This window comes from Rhodococcus sp. JVH1 (assembly GCF_000280725.2).
Taxonomy (GTDB): domain Bacteria; phylum Actinomycetota; class Actinomycetes; order Mycobacteriales; family Mycobacteriaceae; genus Rhodococcus_F; species Rhodococcus_F jostii_A.
The window spans coordinates 1,016,869-1,036,060 of the sequence record NZ_CP166289.1 but is presented as its reverse complement, the minus strand read 5'-3'; the positions used below and the strand labels follow the sequence as shown (position 1 = coordinate 1,036,060).

General features: G+C 67.8%; 21 protein-coding genes and 1 pseudogene. 9 read left to right on the top strand and 13 right to left on the bottom strand.

What is annotated here, in order from left to right; translation table 11 throughout:
• Positions 1-87: 87 nt before the first annotated feature.
• The 3 genes and pseudogenes from JVH1_RS04955 to JVH1_RS04945 all read left to right on the top strand — a co-directional run bounded on the left by JVH1_RS04955 (position 88) and on the right by JVH1_RS04945 (position 1,301).
• Complete coding sequence (locus tag JVH1_RS04955) at positions 88-843, top strand: DUF222 domain-containing protein (protein WP_237735297.1); 756 nt, start codon at positions 88-90, stop codon at positions 841-843.
• Positions 840-893: pseudogene (locus JVH1_RS04950) on the top strand (hypothetical protein); the annotation flags it as partial. The gene JVH1_RS04955 and the pseudogene JVH1_RS04950, both read left to right, overlap by 4 nt.
• A 30-nt stretch (positions 894-923) precedes the next feature.
• Positions 924-1,301: an HNH endonuclease signature motif containing protein gene (locus tag JVH1_RS04945; protein ID WP_157174086.1), complete on the top strand. Its 378-nt coding sequence runs from the start codon at positions 924-926 to the stop codon at positions 1,299-1,301.
• A gap of 14 nt (positions 1,302-1,315) precedes the next feature.
• Here JVH1_RS04945 and JVH1_RS04940 read toward each other — a convergent pair whose 3' ends face one another.
• Complete coding sequence (locus JVH1_RS04940; RefSeq protein WP_009479479.1) at positions 1,316-1,447, bottom strand: hypothetical protein; 132 nt, start codon at positions 1,445-1,447, stop codon at positions 1,316-1,318.
• A gap of 95 nt (positions 1,448-1,542) precedes the next feature.
• Here JVH1_RS04940 and JVH1_RS04935 point away from each other — a divergent pair, with 95 nt between their 5' ends.
• Complete coding sequence (locus tag JVH1_RS04935) at positions 1,543-1,935, top strand: hypothetical protein (RefSeq protein ID WP_043782126.1); 393 nt, start codon at positions 1,543-1,545, stop codon at positions 1,933-1,935.
• Here JVH1_RS04935 and JVH1_RS04930 read toward each other — a convergent pair.
• Both JVH1_RS04930 and JVH1_RS04925 read right to left on the bottom strand, forming a co-directional pair.
• Complete coding sequence (locus tag JVH1_RS04930; RefSeq protein WP_009479481.1) at positions 1,932-2,936, bottom strand: acyl-CoA dehydrogenase family protein; 1,005 nt, start codon at positions 2,934-2,936, stop codon at positions 1,932-1,934. The genes JVH1_RS04935 and JVH1_RS04930 overlap by 4 nt on opposite strands.
• A gap of 30 nt (positions 2,937-2,966) precedes the next feature.
• A complete protein-coding gene (locus tag JVH1_RS04925; protein WP_009479482.1) occupies positions 2,967-4,484 on the bottom strand; it encodes an aldehyde dehydrogenase family protein in 1,518 nt (505 codons plus the stop codon).
• Positions 4,485-4,695: 211 nt separating this feature from the next.
• Here JVH1_RS04925 and JVH1_RS04920 point away from each other — a divergent pair, with 211 nt between their 5' ends.
• The 3 genes from JVH1_RS04920 to JVH1_RS04910 all read left to right on the top strand — a co-directional run bounded on the left by JVH1_RS04920 (position 4,696) and on the right by JVH1_RS04910 (position 7,354).
• Complete coding sequence (locus JVH1_RS04920) at positions 4,696-5,160, top strand: Lrp/AsnC family transcriptional regulator (protein ID WP_011598229.1); 465 nt, start codon at positions 4,696-4,698, stop codon at positions 5,158-5,160.
• A gap of 65 nt (positions 5,161-5,225) precedes the next feature.
• Positions 5,226-6,569 (top strand): L-lysine 6-transaminase, encoded by a 1,344-nt coding sequence (gene lat, locus JVH1_RS04915; protein ID WP_043782128.1) that lies wholly within the window; start codon positions 5,226-5,228, stop codon positions 6,567-6,569.
• On the top strand, positions 6,566-7,354 hold the full coding sequence (locus tag JVH1_RS04910) for a tyrosine-protein phosphatase (protein ID WP_009479485.1): 789 nt from the start codon (positions 6,566-6,568) through the stop codon (positions 7,352-7,354). The genes lat and JVH1_RS04910 overlap by 4 nt, the downstream gene beginning before the upstream one ends.
• Here the strand turns inward: JVH1_RS04910 and JVH1_RS04905 are convergent.
• The 7 genes from JVH1_RS04905 to JVH1_RS04875 all read right to left on the bottom strand — a co-directional run bounded on the left by JVH1_RS04905 (position 7,318) and on the right by JVH1_RS04875 (position 13,105).
• A complete protein-coding gene (locus tag JVH1_RS04905; protein WP_009479486.1) occupies positions 7,318-7,650 on the bottom strand; it encodes a VanZ family protein in 333 nt (110 codons plus the stop codon). The genes JVH1_RS04910 and JVH1_RS04905 overlap by 37 nt on opposite strands.
• A 2-nt stretch (positions 7,651-7,652) precedes the next feature.
• Positions 7,653-7,991: a hypothetical protein gene (locus JVH1_RS04900; RefSeq protein WP_009479487.1), complete on the bottom strand. Its 339-nt coding sequence runs from the start codon at positions 7,989-7,991 to the stop codon at positions 7,653-7,655.
• 1 nt (position 7,992) lies between these two features.
• The gene (locus JVH1_RS04895) at positions 7,993-8,403 is read right to left on the bottom strand and encodes a DUF1707 domain-containing protein (RefSeq protein ID WP_009479488.1); all 411 of its coding nucleotides are present in this window, start codon (positions 8,401-8,403) and stop codon (positions 7,993-7,995) included.
• A gap of 68 nt (positions 8,404-8,471) precedes the next feature.
• On the bottom strand, positions 8,472-10,262 hold the full coding sequence (locus tag JVH1_RS04890; RefSeq protein ID WP_371112941.1) for a biotin carboxylase N-terminal domain-containing protein: 1,791 nt from the start codon (positions 10,260-10,262) through the stop codon (positions 8,472-8,474).
• A gap of 132 nt (positions 10,263-10,394) precedes the next feature.
• On the bottom strand, positions 10,395-11,771 hold the full coding sequence (locus JVH1_RS04885) for a condensation domain-containing protein (RefSeq protein WP_009479491.1): 1,377 nt from the start codon (positions 11,769-11,771) through the stop codon (positions 10,395-10,397).
• Between the two features lie 21 nt (positions 11,772-11,792).
• Positions 11,793-12,209 carry a SufE family protein gene (locus JVH1_RS04880; protein ID WP_009479492.1) on the bottom strand — a complete coding sequence of 139 codons (417 nt, stop codon included), beginning with the start codon at positions 12,207-12,209 and terminating at the stop codon, positions 11,793-11,795.
• Positions 12,206-13,105: a sulfurtransferase gene (locus JVH1_RS04875; protein WP_009479493.1), complete on the bottom strand. Its 900-nt coding sequence runs from the start codon at positions 13,103-13,105 to the stop codon at positions 12,206-12,208. Before JVH1_RS04875 ends, JVH1_RS04880 begins: the two co-directional genes overlap by 4 nt.
• A gap of 147 nt (positions 13,106-13,252) precedes the next feature.
• On the opposite strand from JVH1_RS04875, the gene JVH1_RS04870 reads away from it, so the two are divergent.
• The gene (locus JVH1_RS04870) at positions 13,253-13,669 is read left to right on the top strand and encodes a group III truncated hemoglobin (protein ID WP_009479494.1); all 417 of its coding nucleotides are present in this window, start codon (positions 13,253-13,255) and stop codon (positions 13,667-13,669) included.
• Here the strand turns inward: JVH1_RS04870 and JVH1_RS04865 are convergent.
• Together JVH1_RS04865 and JVH1_RS04860 are read right to left on the bottom strand one after the other, a co-directional pair.
• Positions 13,629-15,071 (bottom strand): condensation domain-containing protein, encoded by a 1,443-nt coding sequence (locus JVH1_RS04865; protein WP_043782174.1) that lies wholly within the window; start codon positions 15,069-15,071, stop codon positions 13,629-13,631. The genes JVH1_RS04870 and JVH1_RS04865 overlap by 41 nt on opposite strands.
• Entirely contained in the window at positions 15,071-16,588 is a 1,518-nt protein-coding gene (locus tag JVH1_RS04860; RefSeq protein ID WP_043782177.1) for a condensation domain-containing protein, read from the bottom strand. The genes JVH1_RS04865 and JVH1_RS04860 overlap by 1 nt, the downstream gene beginning before the upstream one ends.
• 248 nt (positions 16,589-16,836) lie before the next feature.
• Between JVH1_RS04860 and JVH1_RS04855 the strand changes: the two genes are divergently transcribed.
• A complete protein-coding gene (locus JVH1_RS04855; RefSeq protein ID WP_043782179.1) occupies positions 16,837-18,555 on the top strand; it encodes an MFS transporter in 1,719 nt (572 codons plus the stop codon).
• On the opposite strand, the gene JVH1_RS04850 is transcribed toward JVH1_RS04855, so the two are convergent.
• Positions 18,538-19,182: a nucleoside triphosphate pyrophosphatase gene (locus JVH1_RS04850; RefSeq protein WP_009479497.1), complete on the bottom strand. Its 645-nt coding sequence runs from the start codon at positions 19,180-19,182 to the stop codon at positions 18,538-18,540. The two genes, JVH1_RS04855 and JVH1_RS04850, sit on opposite strands and share 18 nt — an antisense overlap.
• Positions 19,183-19,192: the final 10 nt, after the last annotated feature.

Here is a 19,192-nt window from a genome sequence, read left to right as displayed (position 1 = left end):
CGGGGGTACGACAGGCAGCGGGAACATACCGTGCGGTCCACAACCCGGTTCGGCGAACGTGTCGGTGGGGCGCAGTATTATTCGAACATGAGTTCGACTGGGGGGTTGGCGTCAGATCAGGTGAGGGAACACCTGACGGCGTTGGACGATGCCGTGTCAGGCCTGCTCGACGCAGACCTCAGTGCTGTGTCGGATTCTGACGTGGTGCTGATCATGCAGCAGCTCGAGAAGTCCCTCCGCCGCGCCGGTGCAGTCTCGCTACGGCTGATCGTCGAGAGTGCCGAGCGCTCGTTACCCGCGACGCTCGGGTACAACTCACCGAACAAGCTCCTGGTCGAGGTGCTGCGCGTGTCGGCGGCAGACGCGTCGGCACGGGTGGCGGCCGCCCGCGACCTCGGTCTGTTTCATACAACTTCGGGCGAGCAGATGGAGGCAGCGCTGCCGGAAACCGCCTCCGCGCAACGGGATGGCGACATCGGTGCCGACCATGCACGCGTAATCCGGAAGATCATGCGAAAGATCCCGCATGCGGTCACCAACGCCGACGTCGCATCGGCGGAGTCGATCCTGGCGCAGTGTGCGAGAGGAGGTACGCCCGAAGATGTCGAGAGTGCCGGCCACCGACTCCTCGCTCATCTCGATCCCGACGGAAACCTGGGTGACGATCGTGAGCGCTCCCGGCGGCGTGGTGTTTCGTTGGGCCGTCAAGATTCCGAATCCGGGATCCTGGGCCGGCATCGGGGTCTGCCCGTCACGGTGATCGTCACCACGACCCTCGACCAACTCGAGAAGGCGGCAGGCGGCATGACCACGGCGGACTCCTTCCCCTCGGCGACGCGCTGAAGCTCGCCGAACGCGCCCACCCGGCGCTCGTCCTGTTCGAAAACGACGGCCGGCCCCTGCATCTGGGACGGCGCCGACGAGTGGCGAGCACGGACCAACGCCTCGCTCTCATCGGCGCCGAAGGCGAATGCACACGACCTGGTTGCGCGGCCCCGGCCAGCATGTGCGCGGTGCACCACGTGCTGGAGTGGCGCAACGGCGGATACACCGACATCGACTCACTGACGCTCGCGTGCGATGCCTGCCACGCCCAGGTCCACGACGGGCCCACAGGCTGGGCGACCACCCGCGCGCCAGCGGGTGACACGTATGCGGGGCGCACCGAATGGATTCCACCACCGCACATCGACCCGGACAGAAACCCGCGAATCAATCACCGACATCACGCCGGTGAGCTGATCGCTCGCGCTCGCCGGAAAGCCCGTGACCGGGCACGTGCCGAGGACGGTGTGCCCTAGCAGTGCGCCGCCCCTCACGCGGTCGTGAGGTCCGCTGTCGCCGGAACGAACGATGGCGGCGGCAACTCGACGGTGGCGGGCTCGTGCTCGGAGACCACCGCATAGGCGCCCACAGCGAGCAGCGCCAGAGCAACTGCGCGGATCATCCTGAACACGTTGTCTCGCTTCGGTCGAAGGGGCGGTGCGTCACGGGTGGAGCCGTCACACAGTAGGCGAGGGCACCGACAGCTACGGTGGAGCCATGACTGCTGCAGGGGACAGCCATGAACTCGACCGACTCCGCGAGGCCGCGCAAGCCCGCCTCGAGAAGGGGGTGGGAGACGGAAAGCTCACATTGGAGGAGTATTCGGAGCACGCCGCGATCGTCTGGTCACGTGACGTCGACGTCGAGCGTCTTCGGCGGCTGGTTCCCGTCGAGGCTCCGACGGCACCGGTGTCGCGACCTCAGTCCACGATCATCGGAATCTTCGGCGACACCAAGCGTTCCGGCCGCTGGTCGCTCGCCGTGAAGACGCTGGCCCTGCTCGTGTTCGGGGACGTGAAGCTCGACCTCCGGTCGGCCGTGATCGGCGCCCGCACATCGACGATCACGCTTGTCACACTGTTCGGTGACCTGAGGGTCCACACCCGCTAGTCGCGGCCCAGGCGCTGCAGTAACGCCGACTTGATCGCCGGACGTCCCGCCGCGACGAGCGTGAAGGTGGCTTCACGCATGAGACGTTCGGCGGTGTTCCCGGCGAGCAGTGACGAGCTGCCCTTCGCCGTGACGAGGGCGGTGGCGGTGCGGATGGCGAGTTCCGAAGCGCGGGCCCGTGCTTCGGCGATCTCCGCCCGGCCTTCGAGTGCGGCGTTGAGGTCGAGTCGTGCCCGCGCGGCCTGCTCTTCGAACGGGTCGGCGTCGACGCCGAGAGCCTCCAGTTCGCTGATCGCCCGCCGGGTGATCCCCATCGCCATGCACCCGTTGATCCACGACCCGAACAGCTGGCTCTTCGCGAAATCCTCGGGGGAGACGACGGCACTCACCAGATCGCGTGGCACGGCGAGTCCGTCGAATTTCAACCGGACCGTGTTGGACCCGCGGGCCGCGATCAGTGGGAGTTCCTCGGCGGTGAGTCCCCGAAGCGGTTGTGCGGGAATGATGACATGCACGATGGAGTCGTCGAATTCGTCGCGCGCCGACACCTGGAGCAGATCGACGATGCCCCAGCCGGTGACGAACGGCGACACCCCGTCGAGCACGTAGCCGTCGTCGACGCTGCGTGCCCACAGCGTGGGCGGGACGGGAATCGCGCCGGCCAGGGCGACACCGGCCCGCACGGTGCCGTCGACGAGTCCGTCGAGATAGCGATCCTGCAGGGCCGTGTTCGGGGACGCGGCGAGACCGGCGACGACGCCGTGATGCTGCATCCACGTGAACGCCGTCGCGAGGCAGCCGCCGCACAACGTCTCCATCACGTCGACCAGCACCGACGGCGTCACACCTTCTTCACCCGGTGCCGCCAGTCCGTAGAAGCCGTCGGCGGCAAGAGTCTCGAAGTGACTGTCGGGAATCTCGCCGTCGGCATCGACGCTGTCGGCCACCGGGAACAACACGTTCTCGGCAATCTCACGCGCCATCTCGGTCCAGTTGCTCACGCCCCGAGAGTAGCCGGTCGACGCCGCCGATCAGGTGAACTCCACCCCCTGTGCGAGCGGGAGTCGATCGGAGTAGTTGACGGTGTTCGTCGCGCGGCGCATGTACGCCTTCCATGCGTCGGATCCGGACTCGCGTCCGCCGCCCGTCTCCTTCTCTCCACCGAACGCGCCGCCGATCTCCGCACCCGACGTGCCGATGTTGACGTTCGCGATGCCGCAGTCGGAACCGTCTGCCGCGAGGAATCTCTCGGCCTCACGCTGATCGGTGGTGAAGATCGACGACGAGAGGCCTTGGGGCACTTCGTTGTGCAATGTGATCGCCTGATCGAAGTCGTCGTAGGTGAGGACGTAGAGGATCGGTGCGAACGTCTCCTCCTGCACCACCGACGTCTGCGCGGGCATCCGGACGAGGGCAGGCGAGACGTAGTAGGCGGAGTCGCTACCTCCGCTGCGTTCGCCGCCGCAGACGACGGTCCCGCCGTCGGCGCGGGCCTTGTCCAACGCGGTCTGCATGGCCTCGAACGCGGAGCCGTTAACCAGCGGACCGACGAGGACGCCGTCGTCGAACGGATTCCCGACCTTCAACTGGCCGTACGCGGAAGAGATGCGCTGCACCAGTTCGTCGGCGACGGACGAGTGCACGATCAGCCGCCGCAGTGACGTGCATCGCTGGCCCGCGGTGCCCGCGGCGGAGAAGACGATTCCCCGCACGGCGAGGTCGAGATCGGCGGACGGGGCCACCACCGCGGCGTTGTTGCCGCCCAGTTCGAGCAGGCACTTGCCGAACCGCGCGGCGACGCGCGGACCCACGGCGCGACCCATCCGCACCGACCCGGTGGCGCTGACCAGAGCCACGCGTGCGTCGTCGACGAGACGCTCACCGACGTCCCCCGCGCCCTGGACCACGGCGTGGATCCCCGCGGGTGCACCGACGTCACGGGCGGCGCGCGCCAGCAGCGCATCGCAGGCGATTGCGGTGAGCGGAGTCCGGTCCGACGGCTTCCACACCACCGTGTCACCGCAGACCAGCGCGACGGCGGTGTTCCACGACCACACGGCCACGGGGAAGTTGAACGCGGAGATCACCCCGACGACTCCCAGCGGGTGCCACGTCTCCATCAGCCGGTGTCCCGGACGTTCCGAGGCCATCGTCCTGCCGTACAACTGGCGTGACAGACCGACCGCGAATTCGCAGATGTCGATCATCTCCTGCACTTCACCCTGCGCCTCGGACGGAATCTTGCCCGCCTCGAGGGTGACCAGTTCCGCCAGATCCGTCTTGTGTTCCGTCAGAAGCTGACCCAGGCGACGCACCACCGCGCCGCGCTGGGGTGCGGGGACGGTACGCCACTCGAGAAAGGCCTCGTGCGCCGCGGTGATCGCCCGGTCCACGTCGTCCGCGCTGCTCGCTGTCACCGTGCGCAGTTCGGTCCCGGTGATCGGGGTGCGCGCGACGAGCGGTCCACCGGCGTCGGTGATCTCGGCGCCGCACCTGATCAGTGCTTCCTCGGCGCGGCGGCACAACTCCTCGGGGGCGGGAAGGTTCACGATGCTGTCCTCTCTCGGGTTCGATCCTGCTGCTGTCAACGGAGCGTGAACGGGTCGTGCACGGGCCGGCCGAGTGTCTCGGCGAGCCGCGGTAGGTGGGAGAAGTACGCCGGCGCCCTCGCCTCGAATTCGGCTTCCGCGCCGGGGCAAGGCGGGCGCGGAGGTCTGACGTTTCGACCATGAGGCATCTCCGCTGGGCTAGCCTGCGCTGGTGGTGGATTCTTTTCGTAGCGACGCACCCCATACTCCTCTCGACGACATCGATCGGGTACTGATGCAGGAGTTGGTGGCCGACGGCCGGGCGACTCTGGCGACACTCGCCGAGAAGGCGGGGCTGTCGATCTCCGCCGTGCAGTCCAGGGTGCGCAGGCTCGAGGCCCGCAAAGTGATCCGCGGGTACACCGCGAAGATCGATCCGGATGCGCTCGGGCACGGTCTGTCCGCATTCGTCGCGATCACCCCTCTCGATCCGTCGCAGCCCGACGATGCCCCGGCCCGGTTGCGGAACCTCCCCGCGATCGAAGCGTGTCACTCGGTCGCGGGGGAGGAGAGCTACGTGCTGCTGGTGCGCGTCGCCTCCCCACGGGAGCTGGAACACCTGCTGCAGGAGATCCGTGCCACCGCCAACGTACACACGCGCAGCACCATTATCTTGCAAACATTTTACGACAGGTGAGCGATGTTCCGGATATGTTTCCGAATCGTCGCCGGTTCACAGGAATTTTGACGTAATCTCTCGGTATGAGCACAGCGATTCGATTTACCGGAGATGGGGGCGAGCTGCCGGCGAGCCAGGTACACGACGTGCTGCGCGAGCGCATTCTGGTCGACGGTTTCGACCTGGTGCTCGACTTGGAACGCTCACGCGGTACGCATCTCGTCGACCAGCGGGACGGCACCAGTTATCTGGACATGTTCGGATTCTTCGCCTCGTCGGCGCTGGGGATGAACCATCCGGCACTGGCGGACGACGACGCCTTTCGCCGGGAACTGGCAGCGGCGGCGATCAACAAACCGAGCAACTCCGACATCTATACCGTCCCGATGGCACGGTTCGTCGAGACGTTCGCCCGGGTGCTGGGCGATCCCGCGCTGCCGCATCTCTTCTTCATCGACGGTGGCGCACTCGCCGTCGAGAACGCTCTGAAGGTGGCGTTCGACTGGAAGAGCAGGCTCAACGAGAGCCGAGGCCTCGACCCGGCGCTCGGCACCAAGGTGCTCCATCTGACCGAGGCGTTCCACGGGCGCAGTGGATACACCATGTCGCTGACCAACACCGAGCCGGGCAAGGTGGCGCGGTACCCCAAATTCGACTGGCCGCGCATCGACTCCCCATACCTCGCGGACGGGCGGGACGTCGTGGAAGCCGAGCGCCATGCGCTGGACCAGGCGCGGCGCGCGTTCGCCGAGAACCCCTCGGACGTGGCGTGTTTCATCGCCGAACCGATCCAGGGTGAGGGCGGCGACCACCACTTCCGCCCGGAGTTCTTCCAGGCGATGGAGGCGCTCTGCCGGGAGAACGACGCCCTCTTCATATTCGACGAGGTGCAGACCGGATGCGGTCTCACCGGCACCGCCTGGGCGTACCAGCAATTGGGAGTACACCCGGACGTCGTCGCGTTCGGCAAGAAGACTCAGGTCTGCGGCATCATGGCCGGCGGCCGGGTGGACGACATCCCCGACAACGTGTTCGCCGTGAGCTCCCGGATCAACTCCACCTGGGGTGGCAACCTCACCGACATGGTGCGATCCCGCCGGATCCTCGAGATCGTCGAGGAGGACAGGCTCGTCGACCGAGCCCGGATGACCGGGGCGCATCTTCTCGAACGACTGCGGGAACTCGCACGCGCGAACGCCGAGGTGACAGAGCCGCGGGGACGCGGCCTCATGTGCGCGATCACGCTTCCCACCCCGCAGCGGCGGGACCGCGTCGTCGCCGACCTCAGGGACCGGGAGCGTGTGCTGATCCTGCCGACCGGCAAGCGCGGGATCAGGTTCCGTCCCCCTCTGACGGTGACGACGGCCGAACTCGACGCCGCCGTGGATGCACTGGCCCGAGTGCTGGGCGGTACCGTCGACGCATGACGCCGATACCGCTCACGTCCGTGCCCAATCTGCGAGACGTCGGTGGCTACCGAACCCGGGACGGCGCGAAAGTGCGCACCGGCGTGTACTTCCGTTCGACCGATCTCAGCCGGGTCGCGGACACGGACATGCCGCTGCTCGACGGTCTCGGGATCCGGACGGTGTACGACCTGCGCACCGCGGACGAGCGTGACGCGGCACCCGACAAACTCCCGGACGGCGCCCGCGCGGTTGCGTTGGACGTGCTCGCCGACAAGGGGATCCGGTCGATTCCCGCGCAGATGCTCCAGGTGATCGCCGACCCGATGATCGCCGAACGGGAACTCGGCGGCGGGCGCGCGATCGAATACTTCGAGGGCAGCTACCGCGACTTCGTCGTGATGCCGAGCGCGGTCTCCTCCTACCGGGAGCTGTTCGGCGGCCTGGCCTCGAACAGCAACACTCCTGCTCTCGTGCACTGCACCACCGGCAAGGACCGGACAGGATGGGCCACGGCGGCACTACTGCTGCTCCTCGGAGTCAGCGAGGAAGACGTGTTCCACGACTACCTGCTGACCAACGAACTCCTGCTTCCGTCGTTCGCGGGCGTGTTCGAGAAGTTCGTCGACGCGGGGGGAGATCCGGCGTTGCTCGAGCCCGTGCTCGGAGTCCGTGAGCAGTATCTGGAGGTGTCCCTGGCCGTCATGCGGGAGCAGCACGGGACCGTCGAGCGGTACTTCTCCGACGGACTCGGCCTCGACGCCGGGGTTCAGACCCTGCTGCGGGAGCGCATGATCGCGGACTGAGCGGACAAGCCGAGCGCCACGCCGACCATGTCGGCGCAGAGATCCCAGACCGATCCGTGCCGGCCGATCGGCAGCACGCCCTGCAGAATCTCGGTGATCACCGCGAACGCCGCGAGCCAGAGCACGGTGATCCGTGGCGTCAGAAGCGCATACCGGGAGGCGGCCGCGAGCGCCGCGAACAGCAGGGCGTGCACCACCTTGTCGGCATGCTCGGGACCCGACGGCGTCGCGGACGCGGGGGACAGCAGCATGACCAGTGCCAGCGCGGTGAGGGCTGCCACCGGAACGGATCGCATACTCACCGCTCGACCGTCAACCCCAACGCGCCCTCCGCAAACCGTTGCACCGCATCCGATCCGCTCGCGAGCGCGTCCTCGTGGCCGGTCCGCGCCCAGCCGGTGAGGGTCGCGGAGTCCCCGGACGGAGTGAGCCCCACCTCGGCGAGCAGTTCGCCGGTGTTGGGCTGGCAGATCGCCCACGAATAGTGCTCGTCGCTCAACCACTGCGCGGTTCGGCGGGCGACATATTCGGGTTCGGCGATTCCACCGTCCGCGAGCGCCGGACGATCGTCGACCCGTTCGTCAGCCCGCAGCGCGCGCAGGTACCAGCCACCCGCATTGACCTCGACAGGTTCCACGTCAGCGGTCCCGGTCTCGGCGGCGATCCCGGCCGTGGCGGTCGTCGCGGGTGCCGAACAGGATGGCGCTGGCGGCAGGGATCATCAGGAAGAACAGCCAGCTGTTGTCGACAGGGACGACGAAGAACAGCACGAGAGCGACGAGCGGGATCACCGACATCACGATGCGGCGCCAGTTCTGGTCGTTGTCGGCGCCGGCCGACTCTGCCTTGGCGGGCGTGCCGACCGTGGTCGCGGGGAGGTCGGTGAACACTCGATCGAGCTCGCCGCGGGTGGTGGCATTCGTGACCGCGAGACTGCGCTCGTCGAACTCGGGGACCGTCAGACGGCCCGCCGCGAAATGTTCACTCAACACGTTCAGGGCCTGCTCACGTTCGGCAGTGCCGATACGGATCTCGGGAACGTCAGACATGCGTACAGACTACTGTGAGTCCTTCTCGATCCCGGGGGCCGAGAAGGACTCACGAGTGGTGCAGGCGCCTATTTCAGTTCGGCGAGGACGGTGCCCTGGGTGATGGCGGCGCCGGGTTCGACGGCGAGGCCGGTGACGACGCCGGCTTTGTGGGCGTTGACGGGGTTTTCCATTTTCATGGCCTCGAGGACGGCGATGAGGTCGCCCTCGGCGACTTGTTGGCCTTCTTCGACGGCGACCTTGACGACGGTGCCCTGCATGGGGGCGGTGACGGCGTCACCGGAGGCGGCGCCGCCGTGGGCGCCGCCGCGGGTGCGGGCCTTGGGCTTCTTGCGGACCGCCCCGGCCGGCCCGCCGCCGCCGGTGCCGAGGGTGAACTGGCCGGGCAGGGACACCTCGACGCGGCGGCCGCCGACCTCGACGACGACGTTCTGCCGGGGCAGGGTTTCGTCCTCGTCGATCGGCTGGGTGCCGGTGAAGGGTTCGATCTGGTTGTCCCATTCGGTTTCGATCCACTTGGTGTAGACGTCGAATGAGGTGCCGTCGCCGATGAAGGCGGGGTCGGAGACGACGGCCCGGTGGAACGGGATGACGGTGGCCAGTCCTTCGACCTGGAATTCGGCGAGGGCGCGGCGGGCGCGGGCCAGGGCCTCGTCGCGGGTGGCGCCGGTGACGATGAGTTTGGCGAGCATGGAGTCGAACTGGCCGCCGATCACCGAGCCGGTTTCGACGCCGGAGTCCATCCGGACGCCGGGGCCGGTGGGGGGCACGAACTTGGTGACCGGGCCGGGGGCGGGCAGGAAGCCGCGGCCGGCGTCCTCGCCGTTGATGCGGAATTCGAAGGCGTGGCCGCGGGGGGTGGGGTCCTCGGTGAGGTCGAGGTGTTCGCCGTTGGCGATCTTGAACTGTTGCAGGACCAGGTCGATGCCGGCGGTTTCCTCGGTGACGGGGTGTTCGACCTGCAGGCGGGTGTTGACCTCGAGGAAGGAGACGGTGTCGCCCTGGACGAGGTATTCGACGGTGCCGGCGCCGTAGTAGCCGGCCTCTTTGCAGATGGCCTTGGCGGAGGTGTGGATGCGGTGGCGTTGGTCGTCGGTGAGGAACGGGGCGGGGGCCTCCTCGACGAGTTTCTGGAAGCGGCGTTGCAGGGAGCAGTCGCGGGTGCCGGCGACGATGACGTTGCCGTGCTGGTCGGCGATGACCTGGGCTTCGACGTGGCGGGCCTTGTCCAGATACTGTTCGACGAAGCATTCGCCGCGGCCGAACGCGGCGACGGCCTCGCGGGTGGCGGAGTCGAACAGTTCGGGGATTTCCTCGATGGTGTGGGCGACCTTCATGCCGCGGCCGCCGCCGCCGAACGCGGCCTTGATGGCGACGGGGACCCCGTATTCCTGGGCGAAGGCGATGACCTCGTCGGCGTTCTTGACGGGGTCCTTGGTGCCGGCGGCCATCGGGGCCTTGGCTTTTTCGGCGATGTGCCGGGCGGTGACCTTGTCGCCGAGGTCGCGGATCGATTGCGGGGAGGGGCCGATCCAGATCAGGCCGGCGTCGATCACGGCCTGCGCGAAGTCGGCGTTCTCGGAGAGGAAGCCGTAGCCGGGGTGGATGGCGTCGGCGCCGGACTTGGCGGCGGCGTCCAAGATTTTGTCGAACACCAGGTAGGACTCGGCGGAGGTCTGCCCGCCGAGGGCGAACGCTTCGTCGGCCAGGCGCACGAACGGGGCGTCGGCGTCGGGTTCGGCGTAGACGGCGACGCTGGCCAGGCCGGCATCGGCGGCGGCCCGGATCACCCGCACTGCAATCTCACCGCGGTTCGCGACGAGCACCTTCGTGATGTGCGCGCTGGCATGACTGGGCACTGAGCCTCCTGTGGTTCGCATGGTCTGTCTCCGCGGTGGCTCCCGTGGGTGTCACCAGCGGTCGTTTACGGCGTCACTTCGGAGTCTAGGCACCGAACCGATCCGTGTTGTCACCGGACCGAAATTTCCCGGTCAGGGCTGTCCGACGCTTCGCAACCCTACCGATGGGTAGCTGGTTGAAACCTGTTCCAGTTGCCGGCGGAGGCTTCCGACCCACGTGTGGACGCTCGCGGCAGCGATGTCGTTGCCCGGATATCGGACCGCCAGATTGACGCCTCGGGGGGTGCGATTGATCCACGCGTACACGTCGTGGGTGTACTGCCGACTCCGCAGCGCCCGGGCGTTGCGCTCGTGCCAGCGGCCTGCTTCGGGCACGAACCTGACGTCCATGTAGGAGACGACGAAGCGCGGCCGGATGGGGATGTCGAGTTCCTTCTCGATCCGGTCGAACGGGACCACCGAGATCGGTTTCGTCCGGGCCACGCTCTCGGCGGCCTCGCGGGCGACGGCGGCGAAGTCGTCCGACGTCACCTCGAAGTCGATCGGGCTCAGACCCACGAACCATCCCAGCGCGGACGCCCACTGCGGGGAATGCCGCGTATGGACCGGAGTGACCGTCCGAAAGCGTTGATGCCCCGCCACTTCCGACCCGGCCATCCCCAGACACGCGAGCAGGCCGGGGAAGAAACCCACATCCGCTTCGCGGCACGCCGAGTTGAACGCCGCAGCCTGGTCGGCATCGAGAATCCAGGCAGACAGGTTCTGCTGGGCGTACGAGGTGCGCGGGCCGACCTCGAGCGGGAACTCGGGGAGTCCCGGTCCCTCGAGTGCCGACCGCCACACGTCGAGCGCCTCCCGTTTGACCTCGGCGTCGGTGGAGTTCTCACGTTCCTCACGCCCGAAGTCGATGTAGCTGCCGACGGGGAACAGGTTGGCCGTGCGACCGGACAGTGCCTCCTCGTACAGGGCGGTCAACTCGTGGGCGACGAGCACGATGGAGAACCCGTCGATGATCGAGTGGTCTGCCGCGAAGAACACCGTGAATCGGTCGCGTTGGACGGTTTCGAGCGTCGCGAAGACGTACGACGGCCAACTGTGCGGCGAGGCGTACTCGTCGAACAGTTGCTGCAGGTGCGCGAAGTTGTCGCCGCCGGCGGCGTCGTACCCGTGGCTGACGACCCCGACGTGCAGCCCGCCCTGCGGCACGGTGCGCCGGCGCACGCGCTCGGTCTCCGCGTCGAACGCCGTGTGGGAGCGCAGCACCTCATGACGATCGGTCCACTTCTCCAGCGCCGACCGGAAAGCGGTGACGTTCAGCGTGCCGTGGATCTCGAAGGCGGTGCCCAGCCAGGATTCGCGACCACCGGAGTCGGAGCACCGGCGCAGGTGCGCCTCGTGGATGTACGAGGCCGGGCGGGGATCGTCCACCCATTCCGAGCGGGCGCACGGCAACCACTCGGTGAGCGCGCCCACCGGAACGGGGTAGTCGGCAAGTTCGGTGAATTCCATCAGTGTGTGTTCAGACCCTGCCTAGCCGCGAAGATGCCGCTTGATTCGCGCGAGCATCGCGGACATGCCGCGCAGTCGCAGGGGACTGACGGCGTCGGCGAGCCCGAGCGCGGAATAGAAATCGTCCGGAACGCCGAGGATGGTGGCAGCACTGTGCCCGTCCAGGCCCTGGTGCAGGATCGACGCGAAACCCCGCGTCGTCGGCGCTTCCGCGGGCGCGCTGAAATGCAGCCGCACGTGTTCCGGATCGGAGTCGTCGACCGACAGGAAGAGCGGAGACTGGCACTCGGGCACCGGTTCCATCGCGTCCTGCTCGAGTTCGGCAGGCAGAGGCGCCAGTTCGCGGCTGAACTCGAGCAGCAACTGCAACTTGTCCGAGCCGTCGACGGCAGCGAAGTCGTCGACGATCTCGGCAAGCGAATCGGGTAGTTCGGTCATGACGATGCGCCGGGAACGTCTCCCGGCTCTTCACCCCTGACGATCGGAACGCGAACCATGTTGCCCCACTCCGTCCACGAACCGTCGTAGTTGCGGACGCTGGGGTAACCGAGCAGGTGGGTGAGGACGAACCAGGTGTGGCTGGAACGCTCACCGATGCGGCAGTACGCCACGATGTCGTCGTCGGCGGACACGTCGCCGTAGATCTCGTTCAGTTCACCGCGCGAGCGGAAACGGCTGTCGGGGGCTGCGGCCTTGGCCCACGGAATGCTCAGCGCGCTCGGGATGTGGCCGCCGCGCAGCGCGCCCTCCTCGGGGTAGTCGGGCATGTGGGTGCGTTCGCCGGTGTATTCCTGGGGCGAACGCACGTCGATCAGCGGACCCTTGCCGAGGTGATCGAGCACGTCGTCCTTGAACGCGCGGATCGGGGCGTCGTTGCGCTCGACCACCGGGTAGTCGGTGGGGGAGGTCTCGGGGACGTCGAACGCGGTGTCCCGGTTCTCGGCGATCCACGCGTCGCGGCCGCCGTCGAGGAGACGGACGTCCTCGTGTCCGAACAGCGTGAACACCCAGAGGGCGTATGCCGCCCACCAGTTGCTCTTGTCGCCGTAGATCACGACGGTGTCGTCGCGGCTGATGCCCTTGCGGCTCATCAGGTCGGCGAACTGCTCGCCGTCGATGTAGTCACGGGTCACCGGATCGTTGAGGTCGAGGTGCCAGTCGACCTTGACGGCGCCGGGGATGTGGCCGACGTCGTAGAGGAGCACGTCCTCGTCCGACTCCACCACCTTGAGGCCGGGTGTGCCCAGATTCGCGGACAGCCACTCCGTCGACACGAGCCGACCGGGGTTGGCGTACTCGGCGAAGGACTGGGTGGGATCTGGCGCTACGGGCACGGGTGGGCTCCTGGGGCAGATGCGACGGGGACGGCGTCAATTCTAGGCGGACGCCGGAGGTTCTTCCGACCGGCGTTCACGCTTACCTTCCGTGGACGGTGAGGGAGGCCGGCCGGGCGCGTAGATTCGCACCCGAACGGAGGCCTCATGCCCGACATCTCGACGCGCGCCGACCTGGAACTGCTGCTCCGGCACTTCTACGGCCGGGCATTCGCCGACCCGGTCCTCGAGCCGGCCTTCGAGACGCTCGCGGTGATCGGCATGGACGACCACCTGCCCGTCATGTGCGATTTCTGGGAGACGATCCTGCTGCGCACCGGCGTCTACCGCGGCAGCGCGTTCGCCGTGCACCGGGCGCTGCACGGCCGGCACGGATTCACCGACCGGCACTTCGACCGCTGGGTCGAACTGTGGTCGTCCAGCGTCGACGAGTTGTTCGCAGGCGACGTCGCGGGGCGGGCCAAGGTCGAGGCCGGCAAGATTGCCCGCGCGATGCGGCGACGACTGTTCGAGCCTCCGGCGGTCAGACGACCGGAGTGCCTTCCAGGTTCAGCTGGCTGGTGAGCTCCGCGATGGGAGTGACGCCGTTCTCGCAGATGTCGTGCATGATCTCCCGCAACCGCACCAGGAATTCCGTGACCGCGCGGCGTGCCGTCGACGTCTCCGGGAACCGCGACCGCAGCGCGAGACCCCGCTGGGTGCGGGAGATCCAGAACTGCGCGTCGTCCGCGACCGTCACGTTGCTGATGTGGTGTGCGTTCAGCTCGTCGTGATCGTCGGTGCCGGGCAGTCTGCGGTAGTCGATGTACGAGACCATGAACACATCGGTGCGGGTGCGGCGGTATCCGTCACTAAGCGCCTCCCGCACCTGGGCCATCGTCACACCCTTGAGCGTGAGGGCTGTGCGGAACGAGGCGTGGGTGTGCGCCAGGGAGGACTGGAAGTCGCAGTCGGGGGTCAGTTCGACCGTCAGCGGCGCGCTCGTCGTGAGCCACCCGATCGCATTGGCCCACTGCGGGTCCTGGCGAATGTGCAGCGGAAACTGCAACGGCATCCGGGAGATGCCGTTGATCGAGTGCACGGCCATGCCCATCGCGGTGAGCGTCCCGGTGAACAGGCTTCCCCCCGAGTCCAGGCAGATTTCCTCGAACCGCTCGGTGTCGGCGGCGTCGAGGAGGGGGCGGACGTCCGCTCCCTGTGGTGCGGGCCTGCCCGCTTCGACACCCAGATCGAGCGGGAAACTGGGCGCGGTGCCGCCGCAGCGTTCGTAGAAGCGTGCCCATTCACGCACCCGGGGGTCGCCGAGCTCGGTGACGGGCGTCTCGGCCTCGAGTTCGCAGTACCGCAGGAAGCTCCCGGGATCGCCGAGTTCTTTCGTCAGGTCCGCTTCCGTGAGTTCGGCCGAGCCGCCGAGCCCGGTGAGTCGCTGGTAGATCTGCCGGAGTTCGCCCAGCGCGATGACGAGCGAGTATCCGTCGACGAGAGTGTGATCGAACGCACTGACCACGGTGTAGTGCGAGTCGCGCTCGATGGTGGCGAACAGGTACGCGGGGAACGTCAGCGGGTCGCACGCCTCGGTGAACCGGTACCGCAGATGGTCGCGGAGCTCGTGCGGCGACGTCGTCACCGAGGACTCGGACGCGACGACGGTGATGTCCTCGGGGTCGAGATCCACGCGCGCCATCGCGTCCGGGCTCACGTCGAAGCCGGTTTGCAGCGTGTCGTGACGGCGGATGAAGTGCACCAGTGCCTGCGCGAGAGCATCCCGGTCGAGTCGCCCGGGAAGGTCGAAGGCTGCTGCCATCCATACGCTTCGGCCGACGCCGTGGGTGCGGGCGGTGTCGAGATGGAATTGCTGGTTGTACGAGGGCGGCACCGCGGACGGGGAGACCTTGCCCGGCGCGACGGACCATTCCGTCACCAGGCCGGGTTCGAGCATGTACCGGTCGATCGACGTGACGTGCACTACTCCACCCCTGCGGCAGTCGCGGAGTCCGCCGCCGGCGCGAACGATGTCACCGTGTAATCGCCCTCGCGGGCAACGGTTTTCATGATGGCCGACAACCGTTCCGCATATGCGGTCACGGACCTGTGCGCCTCTTCGGTATCGGGGTGCGAGACGGCCATCCACGTGCCCTCGAGCATGCGGTTCACCCAGATCGACGCGATCTGCGTGGCCTTGCCGCCGACGATGCCGGTCGCCCGGGTCGACGTGAAACTCTCGGTCTGCGGCAACCGCCTGCCGTCGATGTACGACACGATCGGCGGCGGTGCGAGTGTGGTGGCGTGTTGCGACATCGCCTCGGGGCCGGCGTGAGCGACCACGGTGTCGATCACCTGCTGCACGGACACCTCGCCGAGTGCCTTGCCGGACCGGTAGGCGTCCTGCGCGCGCTGGGCAAGGCCCGTGAACGTCGTGGCGTCCTCGAGGGCGAACGCGACCGGAATGAGATTGATGAACCACCCCTGGGACCAATAGAACTGCGGGTCGTTGCGAGTGGTGAGGGGCGAGAGCGCCATGTAGCGGTCGCGCCCGACCAGTTCGTGTTCGGTGATGGCGAGGGCCGCGAACACGCCGCCGATGAAGTTGGAACCGTGGGCCTTGCACACGGCACCGAACCGCTCGCACTCGTCGGCGTCGGCGAGGTCGAACCGGCTGCCGATGGCTGGTTGGGGTTCGTCGGAAGCGCCGAGGTCGAGGGGAAAGCTCGGGAAGGTCCCGCCGTTTCGGGTGAGGTGACCGATCCAGCCGTGGACCTCGGGGGAGGCGAGGGTCAGCGTCGCCGCCTTCTCCCGTTCCCGCCGGCTGTATTCCACGTAGCTGCCCGGGTCCGGCAGTTCGGGCTCCTCGCCGTCGAGTTCGGCCTGATAGATGGTCCGGGTCTCGGCGAACGTGAGGATCATCGACTGCATGTCGGTGTGCGCATGATCGACGGCATGGAACAGGGTGAAGCTGTCCTCGCTCCCGGGCGCCCCGGTGTCGTAGTGCTCGACCACCCCGAACACGAATGCGGGCCAGGCCAGCGCGCTCGTATCGTTCGCGAAGCGCGCGGCGACGTGGTCGCGGACCTGCTCAGGGGTGGTGAGGGTCTCGCCCTCGTGCGCTGTGAGCGCGATGGAGCCGGCGGGCACGACGTGCCGTCGGACGGCATTGGTGGTGTCCGTGGGGTCGGCGTCCGCGTTCTCGAACGAGAACCAGCTGTGCAACGTGTCGTGCCGCAGGACGTAGCGCTCCAGGGTTCGCGTCATCGCGGCGATGTCGAGGTGACCGGGGAAGTCGAAGGCGATGCCGATCCACGGGGACTGCGTCTCGCCGTTGTTCGCCGCCAGCCGGGCCCGGCGCAGGTGCCTCTCCTGCATGGTGGTCGGCAGTGCCGGATCCACCGGCGCCTCGGCGGCCGCTCGTGCACTCGCGTCCGTGACTTTCCACTCGACGACCCTCCCAGGCTCTGGCTTCCAGTGGGTGATCAAGTTCAAGTCCATCGAGCGGCTCCTGGTCGGATTCGAGTTGCGAGTTCGGTCGGGGGTGGCACGGACTTTCTCGCAACAGGATGCGGCACCGAGTGCCTTACCGCGAGAGGTAAAGAAGTATGAGACTGATTACAGGTCGGTCCCGGTCCAGTCAAGTGTCGGGCAAAAGGGTTCCACGCTGCAAGTTCTTCGCGTAACATCCAGCAACCTTTGAACTACCTCACAGCATTCCGTGAGGTTCGAGCCGCTAGCCTGTCCGGATGCTTGTGACTCAGCGTGACGCACTCTACCGAGGCGAACTCGGTCGCTGGGTCCCGTGGCTGGGTCTGGCCACCAGTCTCGCCGCCGTGTTCATGCAACTCCTGGACGCGACCATCGTCAACGTCGCGCTTCCGAGCATCGCGGTCGATCTCGGCGCCTCGGTGTCGGCGCAGCTGCTGATGGTGAGCGTCTACACGCTGTCGTTCGCATGTTCGCTGATCACAGCGGCGCGGCTGGGGGATCTGCTCGGCCGACGACGGGTTTTCCTCACCGCACTGGCGGTCTTCATCGTTGCCTCTCTGCTCTGCGGACTGGCCCAGTCGCCGACCGCGCTCGTCGTGTCGCGGGCGTTGCAGGGCCTCGCGGCGGGGTCGATGTCGGCTCAGACGTTCGCCATCATCTCGGGACTCTTTCCGAAACGCTCGCACCCGCGCGTATTCGGAATCTACGGCGCGACCATCGGGCTCGCCACAATCTGCGGTCCGCTCGTCGGCGGACTTCTCATCCAATGGGATCTCTTCGACTGGGGCTGGCGGCTGATCTTCTTCGTCAATCTCCCGATCGGGCTCGCGGCCCTGGTCCTCGGTTACTTCTATCTCGTCGACGCGAAGCCCGACGGCATCCGCCGGCTCGACGTGGGCGGCGCCGTGCTGTCGGCGCTCGGACTGTTCCTCCTGATCTTTCCGCTCGCGGAGGGCCGGGAACGCGGCTGGCCGACGTCGCTCGTGGTGATGCTGCTGTGTTCGGTACCGGTCCTGATCGCGTTCGTCGTCTACGAGTGGCGGCTCGGGCGCCGCGGCGGCGACCCGGTTCTGCGCCTCGAGCTGTTCACCGACCGCGCGTTCTCGCTCGGCGCGGCCATCGCGTTCGTGTTCTTCGGGACTCTCGCGTCGTTGATCTTCACCATCTCCCTCACCCTGCAGTTCGGGTTCGGGTTCTCCCCGCTCAGGGCCGGGGTGATGACGCTGCCGTGGGCGCTGGGAACCGGGCTCGCCGCGCTGGCCTCCGCTGCCGTGTACCGGCGCATCGGCAACCTCGTCCTGCCTCTCGGGATGCTGCTCTTCGCCGGCTCCCTCGTCGTGCTGGCGGCGCAACTGCAGCACGAGGGCACCGATCCGCGGTGGTCGGCGCTGGCCGGGCCGCTGTTCATCGGGGGAGCCGGGCTAGGGCTGTTCGTGGCGCCACTGCAGACGGCGATCCTCGCGACCGTGCAACCGCGGAACGCCGGGTCGGTGTCGGGGCTGCTCCCGACCGTCCAGCAGGTGGGTAGTTCGATCGGCCTCGCGGTGATCGGCGTCGTGTTCTTCAACCTCGTCGCGACGCAGTCGGCGGACGCGGTGCAAGCCGAGCGGCCTGCGTTGACCGCGCAACTCGCCGGGGCCGGGGTGCCGCCGGCGCTGATCCCGCGCGCCGAGGACACGTTCGTGCGCTGCGCGACGGAGCAACTCGGGTCCACGTCCCCGATGAAGGTGCCCGACGAATGCCGTTCGCCGGCATCCGGGGGTGCGGCGCTCGGCGCCGCTCAGCAGCAAACCGCCGACTCCGCTGTGGTAGCCGCACGGGAATCGACCCGATCAGCGGCAGGCGAGGCGTTTCTCCAGGCAGAGCGCCGCATCCTCTGGATCATCGCGGCCGTCGCGGCGGCTATCGGTGTGGCGTCGTTGACGCTTCCGCGCCGGAACCTGTCAGTCGACGAACAGTCAGTCGACGCGGCCTGACGACGCCCACAGCTCGGCGACGCCGACACCGACCTCCGCGAGCAACCTCCGGACGAGCGGCAGGCCGATACCGATCACGCTGGACGGATCGCCCTCGATGCGGTCCACGAACCAACCCCCGAGGCTGTCCAGAGTGAACGCGCCCGCGACCTGCAGTGGCTCCCCGGTGGCGAGGTAGGCCTCCAGATCGGCGTCCGGCGGGCTCGCGAAATGGACGACGGTGGCGCTGTGATCGTGTGCGTCACCCACCACCGCGCCCTCCGCGATCCGCAGGACGCTGTGCCCGGTGAGCAGGGTCGCGCTACGGCCGGCCATCGCCGACCACCGCGCGCGGGCGACGTCGACGGTTCCGGGCTTGCCCTGCAGGGACCCGTCGATCAGCAACATGGAGTCGCATCCGACGACGACGGCGTCCGAGATCCCGTCCCGCGCGAGAACAGGGAGGACGTCGCTGGCCTTGGCGCGGGCCAGTTCGGTGACGACGTGCTCGGGGGCTGCGTCGGCACCGAGTGCCGCGATGACGGCATCCTCGTCGACTCCGGAGACTCGCACGATCGGCTCCACCCCGGCGCTGCGCAGAACAGCCAGCCGCGCCGGGGAAGCCGAGGCGAGAACGAAGGACGTCACCGGATCCTGA